The following is a 22,459-nucleotide window of genomic DNA, read 5'->3' as shown; positions in this document are numbered from 1 at the left end:
ATCGCACCAGACACGTTTCAGTGCTCTACCGTGAGCCGAAATTGTTGAAAGACAAAAAATACCCTCCGACCGCCCGCGTCCAGATGGCGGTTTCAGTGCTCTACCGTGAGCCGAAATTGTTGAAAGGGCCACTCTCTTTCTTCACCCACCCACGCTGTGATCACCCTCGCAACCTGCTTCCAGCTTCTCATAAGCCGTCCTACGCTGCCAGTATACTTCGTTTCGCGTCGCTTCGCAACCGCGATTGGCCATTTGCATCGCAAGTTGATGGCTGTTGCTAAACACCTGCGAGTTGCGAATGCCGTCCATCGCGCTCTGATGCGCATCGCGCCGATTCGACGGTTCTTTCAGGCGCGCCGGCAGCCGCTTGGCTCGACCGCCGGCGCGTGAGTTGCGAATGAACCGCTTAGCGCGCCCGTTTGGCCGCTGCTCTCAAACAACGTCGTTGCAGAAGCGGCGGAATTCGCAGTTGACGCATAACGCTCGACTGCTCGGCGGCGGCGGCAACGCTTCTGTCCGGATAGCTTGCTGTATCGCGTTGATCGCCTCGATCACGTTGCGCCGGAGTTGCGGACTGATTGGCACTTTTTCCGCTTTGCGCAGGGGAATGTGGTAGATCCAGCCTACTTCGACCGGGATGCCCCACACCTCTTCGATCAGCAGTGCATACGCTCCGACTTGCAGTTTGAAGTGCGGCCCCGCCGCCTGTTCGCTGTCTTTGTAGTCGATCACCACCGCTTTCGCCGCGGGGTCGCTCCGGTTGGGGACGGCAATCGCTAGATCGAGGATGCCTCTGACGCCGAGCCGCTCTGACCGCAGGTAGACGTTGAAGAACCGTTCGCCGCTTTTTAAGCCGTAGGTGCGCAGTGACCGCCGCGCTTCGCGATCTTCTTCCGCCCGATGGCTGGCCGCTCCCTGCCGCATGAGATCGGTCTTGGGCCGGATGGCCGGCAAGCAGTAGGCGTACCATACGATGCGCGGGCAGTAGCGCCATTGTTTGATGTCGCTGACTTCGATGGTGTCTAGATCAGGTATCGTCATAGTGTTGCTCCAGTGTCCGCCGTTCGCTCCACGTTTTGGCGTCGAAGGCGAAGAGTTGGACGTTGGCGGTGCGGCCTTTGACCCGGCGTGCGATTTCGCCGAACAGTGCGCGTTGGTGCGCGCGACTGAGGTTGCCGGCAAAGGCGCTGTACTGGATCCGTTGCAGGCCGTAGTCGAGACAAGCGTCGGCGACGCGCTGCCGCGCCCGGTCGTCGGGGATGTCGTAGATGACGAGACATTGCATGGCCGGCCTCGCTTACCAACCCATCACGAAGGGCGTGTAACTCTCGCGTTCGCCGCGCACAAAAGTGGCGATGTGGCGCGCTTGGCACTGGAGGATGTGCCGGAGCGGTTGCCGTTTACCTTCATACAGTTCGGTCGATTCGAGCCGTTCGAGCACTTTGCTGACGATCCGCTCGCGGGTGGCTTGATCGAGCCGCCCATCGTCTTCGCGCCCGATTTGCCAGCCGCGGGTAATTTGCCCTAACAACGGCCGGTCAACTACCGCTTGGCGGAATTCTTCGATCAGATCGAGCACCAGACTCGGTTTGCCCGGCCGGTCGGCATGCAAGAGACCGGCATACGGGTCGAGGCCGGCTAGAATGATGGCGTGTTCGACTTGGCCGTACAAGACGCCGTAGCCGTAGTTGAGTACTTGGTTGAACGGGTCGCTCGCGCCGCGGGTTTCGCGCCCCGGCCAGTTGAGTTCGGCCGGCACCAGTAGACCAATGGCTTGCCAATAGCGCGCCGCGTAACGGCCTTCGATCCCCATCAGCGCTTCACGCAGCTCGTCAACTGTCTCGCCCTGCAGCCGTTCAACCGCAATTTGATAGTCGACCACTTCGCCCGCAATCGCCATAAGCTGTTCGTAGACTTCTGGAGCCGTCTCTTTGCGGTTTTTTGCCGCGTAGCGCAAGAGGTTGGCTTGATTACCGAGTTTGCCCAGTGTGAAGGCGCGGGCAAGGGCGACGCCGGCCGGCCCCTCGTAGGCGCGCAATTGCGCGCGCCGGGTGAGGACGGTGCCGGTGAGGCCGGCGCTGTAGAGGCTGGCGTGCGGGGTGCCGTTGACGCTGATAAAGTGGATGGGAATACCCTCTTCACTGCACGCCCGCACGGCGTCGCTGCTGATCGCTACCCCGCCGCCGCAGATGATCACCTGCCGCAGGTGCATAATCGGCACCTCGCGTTTCTCGCCATTGTCGTTGGTAACTCGCAGCCGGCCTTGGTGTTTACCGACAAAACTGCCGCGTTCGCTAACGATGAGTTCCATGGCGCAGTCTTCCTTTCTGTACCGGCGTCGCCCGCAATGGGTGACATGCTGGTTGTTAAGGTGCAGAAACGATCATGTAGTGCGCTGATGGCTGCAATGCTGGCTCGGTTGTTGCGCACTGCCGGTGTGTTCACTGATACTCCGAAATGCCTGTCGTTGTCAAGTTCGCAAGGCAATGCCTCGCCGCTGGCGTTACGGCAAGACCTCCATCCCGACTGGGGTATACCAGCCGTCGCCTTTGACCGCGTTGCGCCCGACGTGGATCAGGCTACCCCAAACGATCAGCTCGCGCAGGGGCGCGAGCGGCCCGCTGAAGGTGGCGCTGCCGATCAGTCCGCCTACCGGGGTGCGCCGTTGCTGGCGCGACGAAACGCTTACCACGTCAACCCAGCGCGTCTGATCGACCGTCGTCGTGACCTGCTCGGCGATGGCGAGCAGGCCGCGAAAGTCGATCGCTAGCGGGCCGGCGCCATACGCCCGGCTGAGGTCGTCAAGCCGGCGCATGAGGCGCTGGATCAGCGGCCTCAGCGCGATCTGCTTCACCAGCCGGTCTTGGTCGATCAAGCGGGCCGGCGTATGAAAGGTGAGCGTGATCTGATCGGTCGGCAACCGCGCCGCGTAGTCTTGCACCGCCGTCGCATCGATCGGCAGGCTGGGAAAGTTGACGTTGCCGCCGGGCAGCGGGTAGAGCATCTGCCGCTCGCCGCTCAGCGGGTTGTACGCTTCAATCGCGTTGAGCTTGATCGTGCCGCGCCGGCGACCGAGTTCGGCCAAGCTGATGCCGATCCCGTCGCGTTCGAGTTCGCGCACGGCCATTACGATGAAGGGGAAGAAGATTTCGGCCTGACCAAAGAGGGCAAGGCCAAACCGGATGGTCTCGCCGGGTTGGTAGCGTTTCCCGCTGTCACGGGGCGGACGCACCACATACGGACGCGGGCGCTGCTCGCTGCCTTTTTCGTCTTCGCTGCGCATTGGCGCAACCAGCGCTGCGACCGGGCAATGCTGGAACAGCGGGCAGCCGGCGCAGGTGGTGGCGCTTTTGTTGGCGCAGAACCGGTTCCAGAGCGCGTTGGAAATTACGCCGCGCACGGCCGGCCCGCTGTGCGCGGCCAGCACGACCGGGGTGGCCGCGGTGGCGGTAAAGATGAGATGATGCACCGTCAGACTCATGCTTAACTCCAATCCGGATCAATCACGATGTCACTGAACGAGAGACCGTTACGCTCGTCGTAGGGAAGCTGCGCGACCCATACCCGCCGCTTGCCGGTCTCTTCTGCCGGACGCAGTTTGCCTTGGCTGCGCAAGATGGCAAACCGTTGTTTGCTGATGCTGACCAGATAGTTGTTTGCTTCGATAAATTGCTCCTCGACTAACCGCTCGATATAGTCGCGCTCGAAACAGTGCGGTACGACATCAACGGCGTCAAACATGCGCTCGAAGTCGTCTTCGCGCTGTTCGTCGCTCTGGAATGGGCGTAACCCGTTGATGATCAGCTCGACCTGCTGCGCCATCCGCCGGTAGGCCTCCGTCCATTGCTGGCTGAGCACAGGATCGGCGTAAATGCGGTCAAGCCACTCGTTGATCGCTGCCTCGTCGATAATCGCACCGTCATGCCGTTCGAGTTCGGCCAGCGTGACCCGCACGATATGGCCGGCGCGGGCCGGGTCGCGGTCACGACCATAGACGCCTTGCCCGTTATTGGGCCGGCGGAAGACGTAGACCGTGCAGATGCCTTTGGCGCCACGCCGGTTGGCGCGGCCAAACCGTTGCAAGAGGGCTTCCAGCGGGGCCGGGTCACTGTATACGGTATCGAGGTCAATATCGAGGCTGACTTCGACCACTTGCGTTGCAACCAGCGCCAGCGGCGGGCGCTGGCGAGCCTCGCTGGCGCACCGTTCCCGGATCGCCTGTTCGAGCCGGTTGCGGTCGCCGTAGGTAAACCGGCTGTGGATCACGATCAGTTGTTCTGCCCCCAAACCGGCTTGGACCAGTTTGCCGCGCAGCTCTTGCACCCGCGCTATCGTGTTAGCGCAGACCAGCACTTGCTGGCCGGCGCGCACTTGCGCCACGATTTCGCTGATCGTCGCCGGATCGGTCAGTTCGCCGTCGCGTAGGTGCAGGCGATGGCGGCGGAAGCGGGTAAAGGTTTCTGGCGTAGCACTGATGAACGCCGTCTCACCGAGCGCCTCGTCCAGACGGTCGCGGATGATCTGCGGAAAGGTGGCCGACATGACGAAGAAGCGGGCCGCGAACTGTTTGCGCAGATAGCGCATCAGACCGGTAATCAACGCCAGCCGCTCCGGTTCGTAGGCATGAATCTCGTCAAAGATGAAAGCGGCATGGGCGTAATCGGCCAGCATCGCCTCAAAGCCGCGCAGTTGGAAGAGCGCTTTGAGCAACTGGTAGGGACTGAGCACCTTGAGCGGGCGGGCATGCAGGATGTTCAGGTTTTTCTCCCAATGTACCCGCCGCGCCGCTGCCGCCGACCATTCCTCGCCCTCGCGGAAGCGGGCGTAGAGCGCCTGCGCCGCCCGGCCATGCTGCAAGCCAACCGCCTGATCGCCAAAACTGCGCCGGAGCCGGTCGTACATCGCGTTCATGCTGGCCTGATAGGGCAGGGTGTAAAAGATACGCGCCGGGGGTGCTGTGCCGTCACCGAGCGCCCAATAGAGTGCAGCTTCAGTTTTGCCGCTACCGGTTGGAGCCATGAGCAGCGCCGATTGGCCGCCGATCGCGCCGCTGCACCGCTGGTGCTCGTAGACCTGCTGCCCCGCCGGGACGAGGCGCTGCGCCAGCGCCGGCCACGCTTCGCTGATCGGCAGTGGTACGAGCTGCACATGCGCCGACGCCATGTGATCGGCGGTGGTGATCAGGCCGCGCAGCAAAATGCCGGGCAGGCGCGCGGCATAGTCATGCTCTAGCTCGGCTACCCAGTCGTGGTAGACCTGTAGCCAGTAGCGCACGCGCTTGGCGTTGACCGTCACCGGTTGCGGCGCGATTGACTCTGCCACCTCGGCCAATCCGAGTTGTTCGCGCCATGGGTTGGCGCAGGTCGCTAGCCACTCGGCCAGCAATCCGGCGGTCGCGGCATCCACTTCGTTGCACAGCTCAACCAGCGGGTCGTTGCGTATACCCAGCGGATAGGTCTGCGCAATCTCTGGCTCGTCGCGGTGATGGGAAACGATTGCAGCCACCAGCCACCGCTGCTCAGCGGCGCTGAACCCATGCGCAATCGCGTCCACAAAGGCCAGCGAGAGTACTTCGTGGCGGTGCGGCCACACTGGCCCGCTGCGTAGCCGGCGCTGAAAGCCGTGCGCCGCTTTGCCAAAATCGTGCAGAAACGCTGCCCAGTAGAGGCAGTGCCACAACCGGCTCTCGCCAGCGAGCTGCGGGCGCAACTGGTAGAGATCGGCCAGCCGGCAGAGCACCTGCCACGTGTGCGCCGCCAGCGTCTCGCCGCCGTGTTGCACACTCTTCGCCAGCAGATGATCGATAGCGTCAGGCCATGGTGATGGCTTCATCGGCGGCTCCCACAAAACTGTGAAACCATAACCCCAACGGCAACCCGTCTACCCGCGGTGCGGTCGGGTCGCTCCAATAGACCGGCTGCTGGTCGCCGAACCGCAGCATCTGCGCGCTCGTCACCCGCTCGGCCAGCATCAGATAGCGGGCAAAGGTTGGCCTCCGCCGGTCACGGTAGTTGATCCAGCGCGGCATCAGCGTCACCACGCCAGCCGGCACCTGCGCTGCCAACGCAAACGACAGCAGCGAGTGCTCGAAATAGACCTGTGCGGCCGGTTGCAGCTCGACGACCTCGATCTGGGTGTAAGCGGCCAAGTCTTGCGAACGGCCCAGTACGACTGGGTAGCGTGGCGAACGGAAGACGTCGATCCAGTCCGGCCGGTTCAGGTAGAGCACCAACCGTGGGAAGAGCAGAATATGGCGCTTGAACGGGTTGACGTTCCCTTCTAGCACCTTACGTTCGCCTCCCGGCAGCTTGCCCGATGCAGCGGATAGCACGTGGATGTGTTCGAGGTCTTGGCCCTCGCCGGCAACGGTGAAATGATAGGCAAACATCACCCCGTCTGGATCAAACCACTCACCAAGCGCACTGCATATATGGCCATAGATGGTCGCCGGTGGCGGTAAGGGGAACGTCGGCTGGACCCCCAGCATAAAATGCGGGTAGCGGAATGAGGTGGTGATCCCTTCGAGGACGATTTTGAGGACACGCATCGTTTCCTCCAAATGATTAACGCAAAGGTCTCTAACGCAGAGGCGCAGAGACGCAGAGATGTTAGGGCGCAAAGGGGTAAACGATGGAGTTTGTGAGCAAGGTTGGCGTCCAACAATATACAATTCTTCGCGTCTTTCGCGAACCCTGCGCCTTTGCGTTAACCCCTCTGCGCACTTTGCGCCTTTGCGGTTCAATCTTCGCGCCTCTGCCTACTCAGCGTCTCTGCGTTACCTAATCCAACCACTCTGGATGTGTATCACACGCGGCCACGAAACTCAAAAACGCCTCACGCGGATGGCTCAGCTCGATACGCGGCAAGCCATTCGCATCGGCATTCGCATTATGTTCGGCTACGAACTGCTCAAACGCCGCCCGTGCGTCATCGAGATACCCCTTCACCCAACCAACGTACACCGGTGAGCGGATACCATCGGCAAACACACGCAACGCCTCACGCAGGGCGTCGATTTTGATCTCAGGCTGACCAATACGATTCGCGCCTACGGTGTGGTGGAAGATATGATTCCCACCGTCGGTAACGGCAAACATGACCAATGCCGAGCTGACATCGGTATAGTGCAACGTTTGCTTAGCTCCACCCTCAAGCTGCGCCATCCCGCTGAACAGCGCCTTCACCCGTGTCAACCGTTCCTGCTTGGGTAAGCGGTATGACTTCTCTGCCTCTAAATGCTCGGCACCGGGATAGTCGCGGATCAGATTGAGTCGCTCGTCATCGAGATTGCGAAAACCGGTGCGATTAAGATACGAAAACGTGCCGCACGACCACAGATCAAGCGAGAAGAGACCCTTGAGCGTTGTGCGGTAGAACTGGTGCTCGTGCGGCACCGGATTCCCCTCGTGGCGCGACATCACGCCAAAATCGCTAGTCGGATTGACCGGCACAATCGAGACCAGCGTGCTCACCCGCAGCGGTGACGCCCGCGTGATCGTGTCCGTTACCGGCGTCGCATCTTCGAGCATCGACATCTGCTCACGACTCTTCTTAGCCGTATCCGACTTGCCCGGCGCGCGCATATACCCAAACAGGTCGTCATCCCAATACTTAATCGGGTTGGCATCGGTGTAGGCAATCTTCTCTTCACGGAAGATCGGCGATGCTTTCCATTCGGACACCCGCCGCTCGAGGGTGGTGCGCAACCAGTAGCGAAACGCTTGCGCCGAGACATAGGGAAAGTTACCGGCTTTGGTCGAGATCATTTTGACACCGACGGTGTTATCTTCCCGCTCACCGGGTGTCGAACCGAGATTGTTGAGTGCCGACGCCGGTGCGTCGATCAGAAAGAGACCGGTTACAAATGCCATTGGGTATCCTCCTTGTTGCTATCGTTTGTTCCTATCAAACAGTGCTTAGCGATCTTCGCGCCTTTGCGGAGCCAAACAGCCGTTCGGCTCTACCGCGCCGCTACGCCTCCACCACTTCCTCTTCGCTCGGAATGGCATCGGCGTTATTGGCGATCCAATCGCGCAACTGCTCAACCATGCGGATCAACACCAGATCGCGCATCAACCGCCAATCGCTGCGCAACACCTCCTCACCCTCCATAAACAGGGTAAGAAAACTATCGAGATCAAACAACGTCTCAGTTCCACGCTTATAACGTGTATAATCGATATTCGTCTTGTTCAGCAGGGTCAAAAAGTGATCACTCCGCTGCACGGTAAAGAATTGGCGGAAAAACCGCTTACCACCCTGATAGCGGGTATAATCGGCCAACTTATCGCCCAACTCTTTCAACTTCGCTACCCGATCATCGGTCATGAGCATTACCTCCTGCACAAAAAGTTCAACCAGCGGCCACGAAACAAGATCGGCTTCGCGACGCGTCGAATATTCGCGTCGCGGGTCATCGGTCGCGGTAGACCGATTGGGAATACGGAGAAAATAGGTACGGACAAACCGTGCTGCCTGCTGCGGCAACGTAAAGAGATCTTCGTACAGATAGTTAAACCGCGGTTCGGTTGGTTCAGCAACTTTTCGCCGCTTTGTCGGTGTTTCCAAACGTTGCCAGCTCCGCTGCACCAACTCATTCCAGATTGTGCGGTAGGCCGGAGTATGCACTGCCAGTAGAAAGCCGGTGATCTGCAACGGCAGATGGTAGATATCGAGCGAAGGTGACTGGCCGTTGTTGAAATAGTAAGCTGTCACCGTTGGCCGCCACTCGCGCCGCGCTTCCTCCTGCATTTGGCGACGGATAATCTCGGCCAGCGTCTCGATCAACAACGTCTTCAAGCTGCGCGCCGAGCCGGGCAGCTTCTCTTCGCCGGCGGCCTGCGCCTTGGCCACATCACTCAGGTTGCGTTCCAAGAAGCGCTTGGCGAAATCGATCGTCAACTGCTCGTCATCGCTATGCACCGCCAGCAAGCCGCCGCCAACCTTGGCGCAGCCGAGCGGCATCGCCTGCAAGGCCAAGATCGCTTCCGCCGCCATCGGCAAACCCGGATCGCCATTAATGAAGAAGTTGATCGAATCATCACCCTGCAACAACGGCATCTGCGCCCGTCCCACCCGGCCCGGTTGCAGCTTGCCCGACAACTCTTGCGGCGCTGCCGGCAAACCGGTAAAGAGACACGTCTCTAGCGAGGCCGCTGGTTGCGCCCACTGCCGCAAATGCCGCTCAGCCCAATACTGGCGCTTCTGGCGCGCTCCGGCCTGCTTTTCCGGCGTTAAGCCGGGCCGGTCAGGGTTAAACGCCGATTGGGCAAACCATGCGTTACTAGTAAACGCCATGGTCAGAAAGCTGCGCAACGGCTGCCGCACATAATTCGCTTCAATGTAATCGGCAACGCGCTGCAAATCGTTCGCATCAAGATCGACCAACCGGCACTTCCCCGCAAACGCGGCCATCGTCGCAAACCCTACATCGACAAATGGATGGCCGGTGTACGCTATCTGCTGCGCCATCGCTCTCCTCCCTCTTCCGATCTCCCCCCGCATCCGTTGCTGAGATTTATACCATCCCGCCATGACCAACTTGAACACTGCTAGTATAGCACATTACCCGTTCACAAATGTGGATTTTGTGACGCAAAGCAAACAAAGACGCAAAGGGCGCTAAGAGCGCAAAGAGTTTTGGCGTTGGCCTCAATTACGCTTATGCCTATCCGTCAACAATCCTTTGCACCCTCTGCGTCCTTCGCACCTTTGCGTTTGAATCCTTTGCGCCTCTGCCCCCTCTGCGCCTCTACCTCGTTTGCTCGACACTCATCAGGAACATAGAAACTCCCCCTTCTCCCGCGGGCGGGAGAAGGGGGTTGGTGGGATGAGAGCACTAAAGGGCTACACCCTCTAAATCGTCAACTGATACGCAGTGCCGTTCACAATGACTGTGTACTGGCCGGGGGAAAACGGCCCCTCCAGCGTTACTCGCTGATCGAGCAGCGGCGCAATCGCCGGACATACCTGCGCGCCGCTATGCGTCGCGCTTACCGTGATCGTGATCGTGTTGCCATCACGCTGCTGGGTCATACCGGCGAAGGTCGTGCAACCATCGCCGAGGTAGCCAACAATGTGCGCCTGTACTTGCGGCGGATTCGACTCCATCACCAGCAAATCAACCTTCTCAATCGTCACAATACCGGGCCGCGCCGTTGGCCCCGGGGCTGCGGTGGCGCAAGCGGTCAGCAGCAACATCAGGCTGGCGATGACGAGTAACATAATCCGGTGCAACATAATCGGTTCTCCTGTAGCAATCTGTCTGCAACTCATCTTCTAGACGGCGCCAAGCGCCGTCCAGTTCCATTGCGCTGGCCGCAACGTGGTACAATGCATAGTGCTATGGAACAACGTTGCCTGTATGACTACAACCTAACCGAACTCACCGAGTTGCTGCGCAGCTGGGGCGAGCCGGCCTTTCGCGCCCGCCAGTTCTACCGCCAACTTTATGCCAATCTCGCTGCCAGCACCGAACAGATGACCGACTTGCCGGCAACGTTGCGCGCGCGGCTGGCTGAAATGCCGCTCTCGACGTTGCGCCTCGAACGGGTGCAGATTGGCGACGAAGGTATGACTCGCAAGGCGCTGTTCCGCTTGCCCGACGGCACCGTAGTCGAGACGGTGCTGATGGTCTACCCCGACCGTTCAACCGTCTGCGTTTCCACCCAAGCCGGTTGCGGCATGGGTTGCGTCTTCTGCGCCACCGGCCAGCTTGGCTTGCTGCGCAATCTGAGCAGCGGCGAGATCGTGGCGCAGGCGATCTGGGCATCGCAAGAATTGCGCGCGATGGGGGCCGCTGGCCCCGCTGGCCGGGTGACGAATCTGGTCTTTATGGGTATGGGCGAACCGTTCGCCAATTATGACCGCTGGTGGCAAGCGGTTGAGCGGCTGCACGACCCGCAGGGCTTTAACCTCGGCGCGCGCAGTATGACCGTCTCGACCGTCGGCTTGGTGAAGGGGATCGAGCGACTGGCCGCCGAGCAGTTGCCGATCAATCTCGCCATCTCGCTCCACGCGCCCGACGATGCCTTGCGCAGCGAGTTGATGCCGGTCAACCGCCGCTATCCGATCGCTGAGCTGATGGCCGCCACCCGTAAGTACATTGAAAAGACACGGCGGCGCGTCTCGTTTGAATATGTGCTCTTGCAGGGCAAGAACGATCATCCGCACCAAGCCATCGCTCTCGCTCGCCTGCTCCGGCGCGAAGCGCCGCGCGGCCCTATGCTCTTTCACGTCAACCTGATCCCATGGAATCCGGTGCCCGGCACGCCGCTTGGTCGTTCCGAATGGGAACGGGTCACAGCCTTCCAGCAGATTCTGACCGATTACAGCATCCCTTGCACGGTACGGGTCGAGCGCGGGGTTGAGATTGCCGCTGCCTGCGGCCAGTTGGCCGGACAGCAAGTGGTACTGGTACCGCCAAGCTAAGTATGGAGTGCGGCAGTTCCAATGCCGTATCCTTATAATAAGGATGACGTTTTCTACAGCGCAATTGAGAACACTATGCCCGTGATTCAAAATGTCAAAGGAATGCGCGACCATCTGCCGGCAGATATGATGCTGCGGCAGTATATTGTCAACACCCTCACCCGCATCAGCGAAGCCCACGGTTTTGAGCCGCTGCAAACGCCGGTGATCGAATATGCCGAGACGCTGGAAGGTAAGTTGGGTGATGACGAGAAGCTGATTTACCGCTTTGAAGATCACGGCGGGCGCCGGTTGGCATTGCGCTACGACCAAACCGTACCGCTGGCCCGCGTCACCGCCCAATACGCCAGCCAACTGGCGCTGCCGTGGCGGCGCTACGCCTACGGGCCGAGCTACCGCGGCGAACGGCCCGCCCGTGGCCGCTACCGCGAGTTTTACCAGTTCGATCTCGATATTGTCGGCAGCGCCTCGCCGCTGGCCGATGCCGAGATCGTCGCGATTCTGTGCGAGGCGCTGGCGGCCCTTGGCTTCCCCGGCTTTGTTACGCTGCTCAACCATCGCCAGATCATCGGCGGCATCGCCCGCGTCAGCGGTTTGTCGGAAGAAGCCGCCGGCGGCGTCTACCGCGCGATCGATAAGTTCGACAAGATCGGCGCCGAGGGTGTGCGCGCCGAGTTGCTTAAATCGGGGGTGGATGAAGCCGCCGCTGACCGCATCCTCGAACTGGTGCAGATTGAAGGCGCACCAGACGAGGTGCTGGCAGCGTTGGAACAGCGCCTTGCCGGGGATGAGCGCGCGCTGGCCGCGATCGCGAATCTGCGCGCCGTGATCGCCGGCCTAACTGCGATGGGAGTGCCGGCTGAGCAGTATCGGGTTGCGCCGCGCTTGGCCCGCGGCCTCTCGTATTACACCGGCGTTGTCTTCGAGGCGATCACCCCCCACTGGCCAGAGGGTTCGCTGCTCGGCGGCGGACGCTACGACGATCTCATAGGTCTGTTTGCCGGACGCAACATTCCCACCGTCGGCCTCGCTTTCGGTATCGACCGCCTGCACGACGTGATGCTCGAACTCAACCTCGGCCCGCGCCCGCGCACCACTGCCGTTGCCTTTGTCACCCTGTTCGGCCCCGAACAGGTCACCGACAGTCTGGCACTGGCCGCCGAACTGCGCGCCGCCGGGATCAATACCCTCATCGCACTCGAACCCGGCAACCTTGGCAAGCAATTCAAAGAAGCCGACCGGCGCGGCGTCCGTCTCGCGCTCGTGCTCGGCCCCGACGAGATCGCCCGCGGCGAGGTGGTAGTAAAAGATTTGCAGCGCGGCGAACAACGCGCCTTACCGCGTGCCACCATCGCCAGCCTCCTCGCCGAAGCGTTGACCGAAGGCGCGTAGGGGCATTGCCCGCAATGCCCCACCAAAGGTATCCCATGAACTTCACCCGCCCGTTGCTAATCTTGCTCCTCGCCGGCGCGAGCTATCTCGCCGCCCAAACTACCGGCCAGCGGCTCTTCTTCCACCTTAGCTATATTCTGGCCGGCCTGCCGCTGGTGGCGCTCGTGTGGACCCTGCTCAACCTCTATGGTCTCAGGATCGAGCGTGAACACGCTAACTTACGCGCCAGCGTGGGCGAATCCACCCGCGAGCGGATCACGATTGAAAACCGCTGGTGGCTGCCTAAACTGTGGATCGAGCTGCAAGACGAATCTGACCTGCCGAACCACGAATCCGGCTTTGTCACCTATTTGGGCGCTCGCGAGGCGACCCGCTGGACGACCCGCACCCTCTGCACCCAGCGCGGTCGCTTCCGGCTCGGACCAACCCGTATTATCAGCAACGATCCGTTTGGCCTGTTTCGCTTCTCACGCCTGATCCCCGGCAGCGGCGAAATCATTGTCTATCCGCCCACTGAAGAGCTTACCACGTTTCGCCTCCCCGGGGCTGAATTATCAATCGGATCGAGCAGTCTGATTCGCGCCCATAGTATCACCCCCAACGTCGCTACGATCCGTGACTACCAGTCCGGCGACAGTTTTAACCGCATTCATTGGCGCAGCACAGCCCGACACGGGCGGTTGATGGTCAAAGAATTTGAGCTTGATCCCGCCGCTGATATCTATCTCGTGCTTGACCTCAACGAACGGGCCGTCGTGCGCATGCCGACCGAACCAGCCCCCATCGACGAACGCGCAATCGTGCCGTGGTGGCAACACCAGCCGCCGGCGCGCCGCCGTCCACCTCCTGATTCAACCGAAGAGCACGCCGTTAACGTCGCCGCTGCGCTGGCCCGCACCTTGCTGACCCAAAACCGGATCGTCGGCTTGCTGGCATGGAGCGAACGGCTGGAAGTCATTCCTGCCGAACGCGAAGAGCGCCAACTGTGGAAGATGCTTGAACTGTTGGCCGTCGTGCGCGCCGCAGGCCAACACTCGCTCGCCGAGCTGCTGATTGCCGAAGGGCAGCGGTTTGGCCGCGACACCACCCTGATTATCATCACTTCTGACCTCGACCCGCGCTGGGTGACGGCGCTACAAAACCAGCTCTACCGCGGCATCCGGGCCGCCGTGATCTTCATCGATCCGCTCAGCTACGGCGGCTGGAATGATCCGGAACCATTGCTCAACCATCTCGCCGGTTTGAAGATCGACGTGTACCGGCTGCAACGCGGTGACACTCTCGCCGATGCCTTGCGCTAACCGCTAGTGCTGGTAGCATAAGGACAACCCTTCCTCGTAGCGTGGGTGAGGTGCGCGTATGTCCTTGCGAGGGTGCGGCGCGCCCGAAGCAATCTCCCGCTCAGGCGAGCGGGAATGCGTGCAGGGATGGCTCCCGTGCTCGTGGGAAATTGCTTCTCCGCCTGCGGCGGCTCGCAATGACAACCGGTGATCCGATCGATCACAACCGTTGTTCGCGGTACGATGCCTCAGAGCCTAACACTCCGCTCCCCGCTCCTAGTGGCGTGGAAGAGGGGCTAGGGGTGAAGGCAAACCCGCGCCCCCGCTGTCCTTGCGAGGGTGCGGCGCGCCCGAAGCAATCTCCCGCTTCAGCGCAAACGAATGCCGCAAGAAAAGCGTCCACTCCCGCACTATGAACGGGGAAGAGGTTAAAGGATTAGGGGCATGTATGCCATCAAATCCATTTGTTGGCACAATGCCGATTCGTTAACCTTGCCCCAAAGTAACCATTTCTTCTCTTGTTATCGCGCTCATTTCACTTTACACTACAACAGAAGTTCGTTGGGACAGGTTTTGCCGCTCTTATAGTGCAGAGGACAACTGCAATGACACCTCTGATTCCCTCTGATCTACAGCATCGCTACCTCGAAGCAATGCTGCAAGGTAGCGGACGAGCGGCTGACCGCGTTGTTGAACAGGCGCTGGCGCAAGGCATTCATGCACCGCGCATCTATCTCGATATCTTCCAACCGACGGCCTACGAAATCGGGCGGCTATGGCAATCAAACCGGATTGGCGTCGCCCAAGAGCATCTAGCCACCGCCATTATTGAGCGTCAGATGGGCGAGCTGCACCCCTACTTTCGCCCCAAAACGCGCCGCAACCGGCGGGTAGTGCTCGGCTGCGCGCCAGAAGAGTGGCATCGGGTTGGTGTGCGCATGGTAGCCGACTTTTTTGAAGCTGAAGGGTGGGAGGTCATCTACCTTGGCGCGGCAGTACCTATTCCGGCTTTGATCGATGCCATCAAGACCGCCCAACCTGATCTGGTCAGCATCTCAATGTCAATGGTCTTCAATGTACCCCATCTCACCAATCTGGCGTGCTCGTTGGCCGCCGCCGATCTTGATGGCATTCCCTTAATGGTAGGAGGATTGCCGTTTACCCGCCAACCCGGCTTGCACCAAGCCTTGAACATTCAACTCAGCGCGCCGAATGCCGCCGCTGCCGTCGTTGCGGCAAATAACGCCTTTCCGCCGCCGGCTCGCTTACCCCACCCAAACCATAGCGCCGAAACGTTACCGGTTCTCCGCGCGCGCCGCCGCCAGATCATCGACCGTGCGACCGAATTGGCGCTCCAACACCCCACCGACACCCTCACCTTGGGCGAACGCGCGCCAGAGGTGATTCGCGCCGGATATGAGTTTGTCACCCGCATGTTTGAGACAGCCCTCGCTGCCGGACGGCCTGAGTTGCTCGATGAGCAGATTCTGTGGGGCAACGAACGGCAACCACACGACGGCGTTCTGCCTGAACACATGCTGCACCGGTTTGAAATCTATGACGCCGTGCTCCAGCAGTTCTTGCCGGCAGAGATTGCCACCATTGCCCGAGAATACACCGGTAGAATGATCGCGCTGCAACGATCGTTGGTCGGGCACGAGTAATCACGCTCTGAAGCAGTACTAAGCGACAGAGGTATCAATTGCCTATTGCTGGACTAATCTGAAAAAGTTATGATATGGTTGTTGTATTGTGTGTCATAAACCCATCGCACTAGTTCTATCAAGAGAGCATTGTTATGACTCACTACGTTTCTGAAGCACAGCGGATCTGGCGCAGTAGAAAGCACGTCTTTACCCTCATTCTGATCGCTCTCCTCATCTTCACCGCCCTCTTTGGTGCCGTATTGACAGTCTTTGCTGCCGGCACCTTGACCGTGCGCGTCTACATTGACACCAACCGCGACGGTCTCGATAACGACGGGCCGGGCAATGGCGTCGCCGGCGTGTTGGTCTCGGTCTACACCGCCGACAGCGTGATCGTTGGTCTCAATACGACCAACAGCGACGGTGAGGTGGTGTTTCCCGCCCTGCCTGACGGCAACTACCGGATCGAAGTGAGCAATCTCGGCGCACGGGTGGTTTCAGTACCGGGAGCGGGCAATGCCGGGTTGCTCTCGTTTGTGACCATCTCTGGCAGTGCGGTAACGCAGCGGGTCGGCTTACGTCCAGCCACGCCGACAGATAACAACGCGCCTGTTGGCACCCGCAGCATTGCAGCGCGAGTGTGGGATGATCTTGACGCCGACGGGATTCAAGATGCCGGTGAGCCGGGTCTTGGCGGTATACCGGTTGCTCTCGTCGATAGCCTTGGCAACGTTGTAACCGGGCCGGTCAACACCGATAGCCAAGGCCGCGCGATCTTCAATACGGCCCCCACTGGCGCCGGTTATCGATTGCGCATCGTGGCTGCAACCTTCCCCAGCGGCTATATCCTGACGCAATCGTTTGTCAATGATGGCGCGCCTAACCCCGGCATTCGCGATTCTGATGCAGTGTTGGTGAGCGGCAACGCCGAAGCGTCGCTGCCCAACACCGGCAGGGGCGTAAACATCGACAACATCGACATCGGCTTTGCCCGCGGTGCAGTCAGTGGCTTTGTCTGGCGTGATAACAATCGCAATGGCTTGTGGGATGCCGGCGAGCCGCGGCTGAATGGCGTGACGGTAGAGTTGGTCAATACCGATACCAGCACCACCGTTGCGACCACCACCACCCGCCAGCGCATCGGATCGAGCGAGCCGGCTGACGGCGGATTCTTCGTCTTCACCGGCGTGCCGCTCGGTGTGAATTACCAAGTGGTTATTCCAGCTAGCCAATTTACGAGCGGAGCTGTTCTTTTCGGCGCTGCCAATTCGCCTAATGCTGCTGGTGGCGATGTTGGCTCGCCCAATGGCGTGCCTACCGGTAATATCGCCGGATCGAGCCTTTTGATTGCCAATGGTAATAACACCCGTACCGATCAGCTCTTCGGCTTTTACAAAGGCGGGATCGGCGATTACGTCTGGCTGGATGATGATGGCGATACAGTGCAAGATCTCGGTGAAATCGGCATTAACGGCGTGATTGTCTTTGTTGACGACGGGCGCGGCGGCGGCATTGCCAATAATGGTATCCGCGACGGCGGCGAAATTTCCACTTTCACAACCAATAATCCTAACAACGGCCAACCCGGCTACTACCTGTTCGATGATCTGCCCCTGAGCGCGACGCCGACGACGTACCGGATTGTACTCGATGAAGACAACTTCTTAACTGGCGGCGCACTCGTTGGATTAGGAACGTCAACCGGCACGGAAGCGACCAATGGCAGCGGTAACCGCTATATCTACCGTCAGGCGACGATCAGCGAGAGCAATCCAGAAGATACAGCGGTTGACTTTGGTATGACCCGTGCCCGCATTGGCAATCAGGTGTTTGAGGATCTCAACGGTAATGGCCGCCTAGATAGCGGCGAGCCGGGTATCGAGAACGTGATTGTGCGTGCCTATCGTGCCAGTGATGATGTATTGTTAGGTACTGCAACCAGTGATGGGAACGGTATTTATGCCATCCCCGGCTTGCCTGCCGAGCCGATCTACGTCACTTTCGATGTTACGAATGCGTCCTATTCTTTTGTGGGTAGCCTCCGTCCGTCCGGCACGCCAGTTGATCCCGACGAAAACACCTATCTTGATTACAGCGACCTTGACACCCAAGTTTCACCGAATGTCTGGCGGACTGAAATCTTTACGCCAGTTCAAGGCGCTGATAACCCTGGCGTTGATGCAGGGTTTTACCTGCCGGTGAGAATTGTGGTGCAAACGTTCGCTGAAACAGTGACCGTAAACAACACGCAAGACAGCGGTGAGCCTCTCCTTGGCGGGGCAAGTGTGAACGTTACCGGAACCGAGACCGCCACTGGGACCACAAGCACGCTGAGTGGTAACGTTATCTTCTTACTTCGTCCCGGTTCGTATACAGTGACGGTAACGCCTCCTGCAGGTTATTTAGCTTCACCCGGCAATACCGGTAACGCTAATTTTACCAATTTAGAAAGCCGTGATAATCGTAATGCTGATTTCTTCTATTACTTGCCGGGCCAAATCAGCGGTACGGCTTTCTTCGACGCGAATGGCGATGGGCTAGCCAACAGCGGTGAGCCGCGTATGCGCAGTGTGACGGTGACGCTGCTCGATTCCACAAGTAACGTCGTGAGCACAACGACGACCCTCAATAATGGCACTTACAGCTTCGCCAATGTTGTGCCCGGTAACTACACGGTGCAGTTCACCAACCCTGACACCACCAATTATACTTTTATTACCGGCGGCGATAGTGATGTCACCACTGCAGGGAACGTGGGAACTAGCAGCACCGGTACGCTTACGGTGCCGTATGACGGTTCGCTGACGAACATTGACGCCGGTTTCCGTGGTCAAACGACGGTCGGCGGGCGGATGTTTGAGGATAACAATGCTGACAACCTGCAAGACGCCGGTGATGTTGATCTGCCCGGCGCAACGGTGACGTTGACGGTCACAGCGAACCTGCCGAACCTCGTGGCGACCTATCAGGCGACACTCACGACAGCACCGCCGAATTACCAATTTACCGGCCTGCCCGGCGGCAATACCGACACGATCACCTATACCATCGCCTTTGCCCCGCCAGCTGGCGGCTACGTTGCCAGCGACGCGAATGTGGGCAGCGATGATGCCATCGATAGCGATGGCCCCACGGTCACCGTGGCTGGGCCGGCTACCGGCGGTACACTCGACTTCGATCAAGGCTATTTCCGTAATGTCACCATCACGGCACGTGTCTTCCGCGAACCGTCGGCTGGGCGCAACAACGTGTGGAATAATGGCGAAAACGGCATCCTCGACGTGCGCGTCTGGCTCGAACGACCCAATAGCACCCGCGTGCTGACCGGCACAACCACCACCGGCGGCCTCGTGACCTTTACCGTCCGCCCCGGTGATTACCAGTTGAATGTGGATGAAGGCTCGGCGGCGCTTAGCGGACTGTTGCCATCATCTGGCTCAACCGCAGCAGTTGCGGTCGCTGGATCACCACTGACAAGCGGCGGCAGCTCGCTGACTGAAACGAGTCCTCCCGGCACGACCAATGTCTTCGGCTTCTACACCTTTGGCACGGTCAGCGGGCGCGTCTTCTTTGATGGCGCGAATGGGCCGGCTGATAATCTCGCCACCGGTGAGCCGGCGATGAGCGGGGTGACGGTGCGGCTGCTTAACGCATCGGATACAGTCGTTGCTACTACTACCACTGATGGCAGCGGCACTTTCACGATCACCAACGTTGAAGGCGGCAGCTACCGGCTAGAGTTTCTCAACCCGGCGGCGGCCAACTTCAGCTTTGTGCCTGCCAATACCGGTGATAATAATGTGGCTGCGATCGTAAGTGACAATGGCCGCACTAATCTCTTTACCGTCACCGATGGCTCGACCACGACTCGCCGAGCGGCGATGGTTGGGCGCAGCACCGTGAATGGCATCGCCTTCGTTGATCGAGCGTATGATGGCCAAAGCATCGGCGATCCGGGCTTGGCCGGGGTAACGGTCAATCTGAGCGCGACCGTTAATCTCGCCAACCTCACCACAACTATCACCCGTACGGCGACCACCGATAGCACCGGCGCATACAGCTTTGCCGGCCTCCCCGGCGGCGCTTCGACAAGTGAAGTCAGCTTCTCGCTCACCTTCACCCCACCTGCTGCGACGCCACCGTATCAGGTGACGCAGGCCGACGAAGGGTCGGATGATACGGATAGCGATGGTGAGCTGACCAACCAGTGGCTCAGCATCGGTGCCACCGCCAGCCGCGACCAAGGCTATTACCAGAACGTCACCGTGCGCGCCCGCGTCTTCAATGAGACGGTGACGATCAACAACAGCTTCGAGACCGGTGAGCCGGGCTTTCGCGCAGTTACCGTGAGTGTGAGCGGGCCGGTCACGAGCAGCCAATTCACCGACCTGAATGGTATTGTTGCATTCAGCGGCCCTCCCGGTACGTACACCTTCACGGTGCCCACGCCGAGCGGCTTTACCCCCTCGCCGGGCAATACTGGCTCGGCCAGCACTGGGTTGGTGTTGAGCGGTGCGACGCCTGATTCAGTACCGTTTGGCTATTACCGCACGGCCCAGATCGATGGCATGATCTGGTTCGATACCAATAGCAACGGTTTGCTTGATAGCGGCGAACCGGGGATGGAAAACATCAGTGTGCGATTGGTTGGCAGCAGCAGCGGGCCAAGCGCGCCGGTTATAACCAATGCTAGCGGCGAGTTCTCGATCACCAATATCGAACCGACCGGGCTAACCAACGCGACCTATCAACTCTGCGTCACGGCGCCAACCGGATTTGTCTTCACCACCCGCGGTACAACCTTGACCGACGACAATAATAGCGATGTCGATCCAACCACCAGTTGTACGGCCAGTTTCACCGTCGCATCGAATGCAACGATTACCTATATCGACGCTGGCCTGCGCGGTACTTTGTCGATTGGCGATCTGGTGTGGGAAGATGCGAACGCCAATGGCATTCAAGAGAGCGGTGAGCAGGCGCTCGACGGAGTGACGGTGACGGTGCAGGTGGCAACGAGTGGCGGCGTGATCAACTCGACCAACCCGTCATTTACCTTCAGCGCCGTTTCAACCGCTACCAGTGGCTTGAACCCCAATTACACCATTGGCAACATCCCGCCGGGTAGCACAGTCACGATCCAGTCGGTGAGCCGGTTTGGCTATCTGCTCTCCCCTGCCAATCAGGGTGGCAATCCGGCGACCGATAGCAACGCTATCGGTGAGAGCTTTACCCTCAACGTGAGCACAACCGCGGTTGATTTCGGTCTCTATCGCACCACTGCGATCGGCGATACGGTCTGGTTCGATGCTAACGGCAACGGCCTGCGCGATACCGGTGAGCCGGGAATTCCCGGATTGACCATCGTCCTGCGCGATAGCAGCGGCAACACTATCACGACCACCCAAACGCTGGTTGATGGTAGTTATGCCTTCAGTGGGCTAACGCCGGGTGTCTACTCGCTGCGGCTGACGTTACCGGCTGGCTATGCGACGACCAATGATGGTAGCGGATCATTGACGACCGATAATGACAACGATTTCCACAGCGACGGCACAACGGCTGTCTTCACCATTCTCAGCGGACAGGCGCTTGGCAGCATTGATGCCGGTCTGCGCGGCTCCGGCGGCATAAGCGGTATCGCATGGTTCGATACCAATGAGAATAACCAACGCGATCCAACTGAAACCGGACGGCTCGCCGGCGTGCAAGTGAAGATCATATACACACCGACGTTGCTGCCCGGCAATCCGCAAACGGTGCAAACCACGACCGACGTCAACGGGGCATACAGTGTAACCGGTTTGCCGCCGGGAGAAGTGACCGTGACCTTTACTAACCTAAGCGGTTACTTGCCGGCCCAACCCAACATCGGCAACGATGCCACTGATAGCGATGGCCCAGTTGCTACCTTTATTCTCAGTGCCGGCCAACAAGCCGTGGTTGATATGGGCTACTACCAGCGGGTGCAGGTCTTTGTGCCAATGGCCATTGTGCAAATCCCGCCGGATCTGATCGTCAGCATTCAAGCTAACCCGGCCAGCGCAAACGCCGACACACCGGTGCGATACCAAGTAACAGTTACGAACACCGGGCGTGAACCAGCTAGCAACTTCTGGGTCGATCTCTATATCAACCCATCGCGTCCGCCAGAGGTCAACGAACCGTGGAATGAGTTAGCGCAACAAGGGTTAGCATGGTACGTTGAAGGCACGCTCCAACCCGGTGAGAGTGTGACGCTGAACAGTTTCCCCCGTAGACCAGCGAATCCTTTTGGCTACGATCCGGCGGCCAGCTCACCAACATGGAACGGACGGCTACCGCGTGGGGTCAATACTATCTACGTCTATGTGGATAGCTGGAACCGAAGCCCCGATGGTGGCCAACGCAGCCCCTTTGGCGCCGTGGAAGAGGGTAATGAAACCAATAACCGGGCTCAAGTGACCGTCATAATCAGTGATTGATGAGTGATCGGCAAAGTGATACGAGCAGGGAACAATACGTAGAACCGTGCTGGTATCACCTTCGCCATTCTTATCTCGGATGGAGTGTGGCAGGGTACTGCCACACTCCAAGAAAGGGTGGCAGGTTTTACGCGGTAGCAGACTTGCACAATGGTTTGATCGCACTCAAGCGTGCATTGTGTTACGCTTGAAGATAGCAACAAAACCATGATGCTACTTGCGCGATCAATTATTTGAAAACCAAAAA

At 59.5% G+C, this 22,459-nt stretch carries 14 protein-coding genes; 5 read left to right on the top strand and 9 right to left on the bottom strand.

Annotated elements, in window-relative coordinates:
• Positions 1-432 precede the first annotated feature (432 nt).
• The 9 genes from cas4 to U9R61_RS10550 form a co-directional block, all read right to left on the bottom strand.
• Positions 433-1,041, bottom strand: a complete 609-nt coding sequence (gene cas4 / locus U9R61_RS10590) for a CRISPR-associated protein Cas4 (protein ID WP_322488786.1) — start codon at positions 1,039-1,041, stop codon at positions 433-435.
• On the bottom strand, positions 1,028-1,285 hold the full coding sequence (cas2, locus tag U9R61_RS10585) for a CRISPR-associated endonuclease Cas2 (protein WP_322488785.1): 258 nt from the start codon (positions 1,283-1,285) through the stop codon (positions 1,028-1,030). The genes cas4 and cas2 overlap by 14 nt, the downstream gene beginning before the upstream one ends.
• A gap of 12 nt (positions 1,286-1,297) precedes the next feature.
• Positions 1,298-2,311: a CRISPR-associated endonuclease Cas1 gene (gene cas1, locus U9R61_RS10580; RefSeq protein WP_322488784.1), complete on the bottom strand. Its 1,014-nt coding sequence runs from the start codon at positions 2,309-2,311 to the stop codon at positions 1,298-1,300.
• A 192-nt stretch (positions 2,312-2,503) separates the two neighbouring features.
• Positions 2,504-3,481: a CRISPR system precrRNA processing endoribonuclease RAMP protein Cas6 gene (cas6, locus tag U9R61_RS10575; RefSeq protein WP_322488783.1), complete on the bottom strand. Its 978-nt coding sequence runs from the start codon at positions 3,479-3,481 to the stop codon at positions 2,504-2,506.
• 2 nt (positions 3,482-3,483) lie between these two features.
• Positions 3,484-5,832 (bottom strand): CRISPR-associated helicase Cas3', encoded by a 2,349-nt coding sequence (cas3, locus tag U9R61_RS10570; protein WP_322488782.1) that lies wholly within the window; start codon positions 5,830-5,832, stop codon positions 3,484-3,486.
• Positions 5,810-6,547: a CRISPR-associated protein Cas5 gene (cas5, locus tag U9R61_RS10565; RefSeq protein WP_322488781.1), complete on the bottom strand. Its 738-nt coding sequence runs from the start codon at positions 6,545-6,547 to the stop codon at positions 5,810-5,812. The genes cas3 and cas5 overlap by 23 nt, the downstream gene beginning before the upstream one ends.
• A 232-nt stretch (positions 6,548-6,779) precedes the next feature.
• Positions 6,780-7,871, bottom strand: coding sequence for a type I-B CRISPR-associated protein Cas7/Cst2/DevR (gene cas7i / locus U9R61_RS10560; RefSeq protein WP_322488780.1), 1,092 nt, complete (start codon positions 7,869-7,871; stop codon positions 6,780-6,782).
• A 100-nt stretch (positions 7,872-7,971) separates the two neighbouring features.
• Entirely contained in the window at positions 7,972-9,471 is a 1,500-nt protein-coding gene (cas8a1, locus tag U9R61_RS10555) for a type I-B CRISPR-associated protein Cas8b1/Cst1 (protein WP_322488779.1), read from the bottom strand.
• Positions 9,472-9,855: 384 nt separating this feature from the next.
• The gene (locus U9R61_RS10550; protein WP_322488778.1) at positions 9,856-10,239 is read right to left on the bottom strand and encodes a hypothetical protein; all 384 of its coding nucleotides are present in this window, start codon (positions 10,237-10,239) and stop codon (positions 9,856-9,858) included.
• 93 nt (positions 10,240-10,332) lie between these two features.
• Between U9R61_RS10550 and rlmN the strand changes: the two genes are divergently transcribed.
• The 5 genes from rlmN (at position 10,333) to U9R61_RS10525 (ending at position 22,212) form a co-directional block, all read left to right on the top strand.
• Positions 10,333-11,430, top strand: a complete 1,098-nt coding sequence (rlmN, locus tag U9R61_RS10545) for a 23S rRNA (adenine(2503)-C(2))-methyltransferase RlmN (RefSeq protein ID WP_322488777.1) — start codon at positions 10,333-10,335, stop codon at positions 11,428-11,430.
• A gap of 75 nt (positions 11,431-11,505) precedes the next feature.
• Positions 11,506-12,822 (top strand): histidine--tRNA ligase, encoded by a 1,317-nt coding sequence (gene hisS, locus U9R61_RS10540; RefSeq protein WP_322488776.1) that lies wholly within the window; start codon positions 11,506-11,508, stop codon positions 12,820-12,822.
• A gap of 35 nt (positions 12,823-12,857) precedes the next feature.
• Positions 12,858-14,123, top strand: coding sequence for a DUF58 domain-containing protein (locus U9R61_RS10535; protein ID WP_322488775.1), 1,266 nt, complete (start codon positions 12,858-12,860; stop codon positions 14,121-14,123).
• Between the two features lie 584 nt (positions 14,124-14,707).
• A complete protein-coding gene (locus U9R61_RS10530) occupies positions 14,708-15,766 on the top strand; it encodes a cobalamin B12-binding domain-containing protein (protein WP_322488774.1) in 1,059 nt (352 codons plus the stop codon).
• Positions 15,767-15,900: 134 nt separating this feature from the next.
• Positions 15,901-22,212, top strand: coding sequence for an SdrD B-like domain-containing protein (locus tag U9R61_RS10525; RefSeq protein WP_322488773.1), 6,312 nt, complete (start codon positions 15,901-15,903; stop codon positions 22,210-22,212).
• The last annotated feature ends 247 nt before the right edge of the window (positions 22,213-22,459 follow it).

Source organism: Chloroflexus sp., assembly GCF_034431535.1.
In the GTDB taxonomy this organism is placed as follows: Bacteria; Chloroflexota; Chloroflexia; order Chloroflexales; family Chloroflexaceae; genus Chloroflexus.
Note: the sequence above shows the minus strand (reverse complement) of the source record. Positions and strands in the feature narration are given on the sequence as shown.